Raw genomic sequence first — 6,650 nt, forward strand, 5'->3', positions numbered from 1 at the left:
TGAGTGGTGTGCGCGTATTGTAGCGAGCGCGTTACAATCGTCCGAAACATTGAACGGATTTCCATGAACTTGTCCTTCGTGAAGCTGTTTTCGAAGCGCCCGGCTAGCGCATCCCGCGTGCCGCACGCCGTGTCCGCCCGGCGGGTGCTCGGCGCGGCCGCGCTCGCGGTCTGGGCGTTGTCCGCGGTGCCCGCATACGCGCAGGACCCTTCACCCGGCTCGGACGACACCTCCGTCGCACTGGCGGACCCGCTCGGTCCGCCCTCGGCGGACGAGCAGAAGTCGCTGCCCAGGCTCGCGCTGTCGAGCCAGATCGTATTCCAGGTGCTCGCCGCCGAAGTCGCGCTGCAACGCGATCAGCCCGCGCCCGCCTACCAGACTTATCTCGCGCTCGCGCGCGACACGCACGATCCGCGCATGGCGCAACGCGCCACCGAAATTGCGCTGGCCGCGCAGAGTCCGTCCGATGCGCTGGCCGCCGCGCAATTGTGGCAGCAATATGCGCCGGATTCGGAACGCGCCGCACAACTCGACGCGTCGCTGCTCGTGCTGTCCGGCAAGCCCGACGAAGCTTCGCCGCTCCTCGCCCGCGAACTCGCGAAAGTGCCTGCGGAGAATCGCGGCAGCGCGATGCTGGCGTTGCAACTGCTGATCTCGCGCGGCCCCAACCGCATCGGCGGACTGCATGTGCTGCAGGATTTGCTGAAGAACGACATGAACCGGCCGGAAGCGCAGTTGGCCGTCGCGCGCCAGCAGCTCGTATCGGACGACGCGCCGGGCGCGCGCAAGTCGCTCGAACAGGCGCTCACGCTCAAGCCCGATTATTTGCCGGCCGCGCTGATGCTGTCGCAAATGGGTCCGGAGGAGCGCAAGGAAGGCATCGCGTCGCTCGAAAAGTACGTGCAGCAGAATCCGAAATCGCACGACGCGCGTCTCGCGCTCGCACAGATGTACCTCGCAAGCGACCGTCTTGATGACGCGCAGAAGCAGTTCGAGGTCATGCACAAGAACAATGCGAACGACCTCACGCCGCTGATGGCGCTCGCGCTGATCAAGATCCAGCAAAAGAATTTCAACGAAGCGCAAACGTATCTGACTCAATACGCGCAGCAAGCAGAGAAAACGCCGGGCGCCGATCCGGGCCAGGCGTATATCTATCTGGCGCAACTGGCGCTCGAACAGAAAAACGAAACGGCGGCGGGCGACTGGCTGAACAAGATTTCGCCGTCGAGCCAGCAATACATGCCCGCCCAGGTCACGCGCGCGCAATTGCTCGCCAAGCAGGGCAAGACCGACGACGCCCGCAAGCTGCTGGCGAGTCTTCAGTCGCCCGATCCGCGCGACCAGGCGCTGCTTGCGCGCACCGACGCGGCGATCCTGTTCGACGCAAAGCGCTATCCGGAAGCCGAAAAGCGCCTGCAACAAGTCACCGCGGCCTTTCCCGACGATCCCGACCTCACCTACGACTACGCGATGGCCGCCGAAAAGAACGGTCACTTCGATGTCATGGAAGCGCAGTTGCGCAAGCTGATCCAGAGTCAGCCCGACAATCCCCAGGCCTATAACGCGCTCGGCTATTCACTGGCCGATCGCAATCAGCGCCTCGCGGAAGCGGACAAGCTGGTCGAGAAGGCATCGTCGCTAGCACCGAACGACGCATTCATCATGGACAGCGTCGGCTGGGTCAAATACCGGATGGGCAATACATCGGACGCGATCAAGGTGCTGCGCAAAGCCTACGACATCCAGCCGAACGCCGAAATCGGCGCGCATCTCGGCGAAGTGTTGTGGAAAACCGGCGCGCAGGACCAGGCTCGCGCCGCTTTCCGCGATGCGCGCAAGCTCGAACCGGATAACGACACGCTTGTTAAAACGCTGCAACGTCTTCAGGTAAACGATCTTTGATGCGTCTTTTCCGTTTGATTTCCCGTTCCCGGGCGCCGCGCGGCGCGGCGCTCGGACTCGTGGCCGCAGCGGTTGTCGCGCTGGCCGGTTGTGCGTCGGTGAAACCGCAAGGGCCGTCCACGTCGAATGCCGCGACTGCCGTCACCGCTCAGACGAGCCGTGCCTACCTGGGCCGTTTCGCGATCCAGTACAACGATCAGAACGGCCAGCAGCGCAACGCTTACGGCAACTTCTCCTGGCAGGAAACGGGCGACACCGTCTCCCTGCAATTGCGCAATCCGCTCGGCCAGACTCTCGCGATCGTGACTTCTTCGCCCGGTTCGGCCACGCTCGAGTTGCCGAACCGCCAGCCGCTCACCGCCGATAACGTATCCACGCTCATGCAGAACGCGCTCGGCTTCTCGCTGCCGGTCGAAGGCTTGCGTTACTGGCTGCAGCCGTCGCCAGCGCCCACCTCGCGCGCCAGGACGGAGAAGGATCCGGAGCAACCGTCGCATCTGAAGCAGATCACACAGGACGGCTGGACAATCGATTATCTGGCCTACGCCGACGCGCCGGCCACCGGCGTGAAGCGCGTGAACCTGAGCCGTGCCGAGCCGCCGCTCGACATCAAGCTCGTGCTGGATCAGTAACCCGCGCCTCGTCGCGCGACCCTGCCGCTTCGTCGGCGCCACTTTGGCGCATGTAGCCCAGACTCATGATTGAAACGACCGACTCGCTGCGCGATTGCCTCGCGCCAGCGAAACTCAACCTCTTCCTGCACATCACCGGCCGCCGGCCGGACGGATATCACACGCTGCAAACGGTCTTCCAGTTGCTCGACTGGGGCGACACGCTGCACTTCAGGCGGCGCGACGACGGCTTGATCACGCGCAGCACCGAAATCGCCGACGTGCCGCCCGAACACGACCTCACCGTGCGCGCCGCAACGCTGCTCAAGGCGCATACGGGCTCACCGGAAGGCGTCGACATCGAAATCGAGAAACGTCTGCCGATGGGCGCGGGTCTCGGCGGCGGCAGCTCCGACGCGGCCACCACGCTGCTTGCGCTAAACCGTTTGTGGAAACTCGACCTGCCGCGGCCGGAATTGCAGGCGCTGGCGTTAGGACTCGGCGCGGACGTGCCGTTTTTTATTTTTGGGAAAAATGCATTCGCGCAGGGTGTCGGAGAAACATTAGACGTTGTACAATTGCCGCCGCGTCATTTCCTGGTAGTGACGCCGAGGGTTCATGTTCCGACTGCAGCGATTTTCTCTGAAAAAACGTTGACAAGAGATTCAAAACCCCTCAGAATTACGGACTTTCCTGCAGAACTTAGCTGCAATACTGAATGGCCAGAGAGTTTTGGCCGGAATGACATGCAGCAGGTTGTCGTAGGAAAATACGCGGAAGTAGCGCAAGTGCTGCGATGGTTTGAAAACGTCGCGCCAGCGCGGATGTCTGGATCAGGTGCAAGTGTTTTTGCAGCGTTCCGTAGCAAAGCCGAGGCAGAAGCGGTGCAAGCCACACTGCCAGGCGAATGGAACAGCGCAGTGGCCGCCAGTCTCGATCAGCATCCACTCTTTGCTTTCGCGTCATAAGTTTTGCATCGTCGAACGAAACTCCACGTTCGGCGGAGCTCAAAGTTAGTGTAGGGGAGTCGCCAAGCTGGTTAAGGCACCGGATTTTGATTCCGGCATGCAAAGGTTCGAATCCTTTCTCCCCTGCCAAAAATTCTCGCATTTCCCCTCGCCCCCAGCCTGAAGCAGGTGCACGATGAGCAGCCATGACGGCCTGATGGTTTTTACTGGCAACGCAAATCCCGCGCTTGCACAGGAAGTCGTCAAAATCCTCGGTATTCCCCTCGGCAAAGCCATGGTTAGCCGTTTCTCGGACGGTGAAATCCAGGTCGAGATTCAGGAAAACGTGCGTGGCAAGGATGTCTTCGTTCTGCAGTCCACCTGCGCGCCGGCGAACGACAACCTGATGGAACTGATGATCATGGTCGATGCGCTCAAGCGCGCATCCGCTGGCCGGATCACTGCCGCCATCCCCTACTTCGGCTATGCCCGTCAAGATCGACGCCCGCGTTCGGCGCGCGTCGCCATCTCGGCGAAGATCGTGGCGAACATGCTGGAAATCGCCGGCGTCGAGCGGATCATTACGATGGATCTGCACGCCGACCAGATTCAAGGCTTCTTCGACATCCCGGTCGACAACATTTACGCCACGCCCGTGCTGCTCGGCGATCTGCGCAAGCAGAACTACGAGGACCTGCTGGTTGTCTCGCCGGACGTCGGCGGGGTGGTGCGTGCCCGGGCCCTGGCGAAGCAACTGAATTGTGATCTGGCGATCATCGACAAGCGTCGCCCGAAGGCGAACGTTGCCGAAGTGATGAACATCATCGGCGAAGTCGAAGGCCGTACCTGCGTGATCATGGACGATATGGTCGACACCGCCGGCACGCTCTGCAAGGCGGCTCAGGTTTTGAAGGAACGTGGCGCGAAGCAGGTGTTCGCGTACGCTACCCACCCGGTTCTGTCGGGCGGTGCTGGCGAGCGCATCGCGGCTTCCGCACTCGACGAACTCGTTGTCACCGACACGATCCCGCTCGGCGACGAAGCCCGCTCCTGCGCGAAGATCCGTTCGTTGACCAGCGCTGGCCTGCTGGCCGAAACGTTCTCGCGGATTCGCCGCGGCGATTCGGTGATGTCGCTGTTCGCTGAAAGTTAAGTATTTGCGAAGGCGCGGCGCGCATCGCACTAATGCACGCCGCGCTTTTGCACAATCGGCGCGAACGAACGAAGGTTCGCGCCGCAGTTCGGGGGCCTCAGCCATAACGGCTTGGAGGCCCCGTTTTTACTGCCTGGTCGCGGGCAGTGCATTGGAGATTCAACATGAAAGTAGTCGCTTTCGAGCGTAATTTGCAAGGTACGGGTGCGAGCCGCCGCCTGCGTAACTCGGGCAAGACCCCGGGCATCGTATATGGCGCTGGTGCTGAAACGCAATTGGTCGAACTGGACCACAACGCGCTGTGGCACGCGCTGAAGAAAGAAGTTTTCCACTCGTCGATTCTCGAACTGGAAGTGGGCGGCAAGTCGCAACAGGTTCTGCTGCGCGACGTGCAATACCATCCGTTCCGTCAGCTCGTGCTGCACGTGGACTTCCAACGTGTCGACGCGAAGAAGAAGCTGCACACCAAGGTGCCGCTGCACTTCCTGAACCAGGAAACCAACCCGGCAGTGAAGCTGTCGAGCGCGGTGATTTCGCACGTCATCAATGAAATCGAAATCGAGTGCCTGCCGTCGGCGCTGCCGGAATTCATCGAAGTCGATCTGGCAACGATCGAAGCGGGTCAATCGGTGCACGCAAAAGACCTGAAGCTGCCGGAAGGCGTGGCGCTGGTCGCTCACGTCGAAGCGGAAAACCCGGTGGTCGCTGCTGCAACGATCCCGGCTGGCGCAATCGCTGAAGGCGAGGCTGCTGCGGAAGGCCAAGGCGAAACGCCGGCTGCCTAAGCTGCACTGAGCGAGCAATCCTCTCGAGCCGTTTCCATGAAACGGTCGATGTGACCCGCCGAGGTTCGCCCCGGCGGGTTTTTTTTCGGTTTTTTTCGGCTCGGCCGCGTTCAACGCCTGAGTCAGACGGACCTACGCAATCATGATCAAGCTGATCGTCGGGCTCGGCAATCCGGGCGCCGAATATACCGCGACTCGCCACAACGCCGGCTTCTGGCTGGTCGATCAATTGGCGCGCGAAGCGGGCGCGACGTTGCGCGATGAACGGCGCTTCCACGGTTTCTACGCGAAGGCGCGGCTTCACGGCGAGGAAGTGCATCTGCTGGAACCGCAGACGTATATGAACCGCTCGGGTCAGTCGGTCGTCGCCGTTGCGCAGTTCTTCAAGATTCTCCCCGACGAGATTCTGGTCGTTCACGACGAACTCGACATGCCGCCAGGCAGCGTCAAGCTGAAGCTCGGCGGCGGCAGCGGCGGCCATAACGGGTTGAAGGACATCACCGCGCATCTGTCGTCGCAGCAATATTGGCGGCTGCGGATCGGCATCGGCCATCCGCGCGACCTGATTCCCGAAAGCGCGCGCGCCGGCGCCAAGCCGGATGTCGCCAATTACGTGCTGAAGCCGCCGCGGCGGGAAGAGCAGGACGCGATCGACGCGTCGGTCGAACGCGCGCTCGCCGTGATGCCGCAGATCATCAAGGGCGAGCTCGAACGGGCGATGATGCAGTTGCATCGCAATTCGTAGTCGCTCCCTGCCCCGCCCCTATCCGATCGACAGGAGAATCGCTTGAGCCGCTATTGGAGTGACGTTGTTCACCGGCTGACGCCCTATGTGCCGGGCGAGCAGCCCATCGCTGCACGCCCCGTGAAGCTGAACACCAACGAGAATCCCTATCCGCCGTCGCCGCGCGTGCTCGATGCAATCCGGCGGGAACTGGGCGACACCGGCGAATCGTTGCGGCGCTATCCGGACCCGACCTCGCTCAAGCTGCGCGAGACGGTCGCCGCGCATCACGGCATTCGCCCCGAGCAGGTGTTCGCGGGCAACGGCTCGGACGAGGTACTCGCGCTCACCTTCCAGGCATTGCTGAAGCACGATAAACCCTTGCTGTTCCCCGATATCACATACAGTACGCCCAGCCAGCGTAGCCCGCCCGTTTGGGGGTGAAGCTGCTTGAGCATGTTTGGAATGCAGGACTCCGGAGGAGTTGAAGGTGAAGTTGCAGTACCGGGGTATGCCCTTCCTCTG

6 protein-coding genes, 1 tRNA gene and 1 pseudogene are annotated in these 6,650 nt (G+C 61.9%); all 8 read left to right on the forward strand.

What is annotated here, in order from left to right:
- The first annotated feature begins 63 nt into the window (after window positions 1–63).
- Window positions 64–1,905: a tetratricopeptide repeat protein gene (locus ACTJLC_RS28605; protein WP_073429409.1), complete on the forward strand. Its 1,842-nt coding sequence runs from the start codon at window positions 64–66 to the stop codon at window positions 1,903–1,905.
- A complete protein-coding gene (lolB, locus tag ACTJLC_RS28610; RefSeq protein WP_083084713.1) occupies window positions 1,905–2,537 on the forward strand; it encodes a lipoprotein insertase outer membrane protein LolB in 633 nt (210 codons plus the stop codon). Before ACTJLC_RS28605 ends, lolB begins: the two co-directional genes overlap by 1 nt.
- Before the next feature lie 65 nt (window positions 2,538–2,602).
- A complete protein-coding gene (gene ispE, locus ACTJLC_RS28615; protein WP_310312936.1) occupies window positions 2,603–3,484 on the forward strand; it encodes a 4-(cytidine 5'-diphospho)-2-C-methyl-D-erythritol kinase in 882 nt (293 codons plus the stop codon).
- A gap of 52 nt (window positions 3,485–3,536) precedes the next feature.
- A tRNA-Gln gene (locus ACTJLC_RS28620) sits at window positions 3,537–3,613 on the forward strand.
- A 46-nt stretch (window positions 3,614–3,659) separates the two neighbouring features.
- A complete protein-coding gene (locus ACTJLC_RS28625; RefSeq protein WP_073429406.1) occupies window positions 3,660–4,616 on the forward strand; it encodes a ribose-phosphate pyrophosphokinase in 957 nt (318 codons plus the stop codon).
- Window positions 4,617–4,780: 164 nt separating this feature from the next.
- Window positions 4,781–5,401, forward strand: coding sequence for a 50S ribosomal protein L25/general stress protein Ctc (locus ACTJLC_RS28630; RefSeq protein ID WP_083084716.1), 621 nt, complete (start codon window positions 4,781–4,783; stop codon window positions 5,399–5,401).
- A 142-nt stretch (window positions 5,402–5,543) separates the two neighbouring features.
- Window positions 5,544–6,146: an aminoacyl-tRNA hydrolase gene (pth, locus tag ACTJLC_RS28635; protein WP_114161833.1), complete on the forward strand. Its 603-nt coding sequence runs from the start codon at window positions 5,544–5,546 to the stop codon at window positions 6,144–6,146.
- Between the two features lie 42 nt (window positions 6,147–6,188).
- Window positions 6,189–6,533 (forward strand): annotated as a pseudogene (locus ACTJLC_RS28640) (histidinol-phosphate transaminase); the annotation flags it as partial.
- Between the last annotated feature and the right edge of the window lie 117 nt (window positions 6,534–6,650).

Source organism: Paraburkholderia sp. 22099, assembly GCF_052045835.1.
In the GTDB taxonomy this organism is placed as follows: Bacteria; Pseudomonadota; Gammaproteobacteria; order Burkholderiales; family Burkholderiaceae; genus Paraburkholderia; species Paraburkholderia terricola.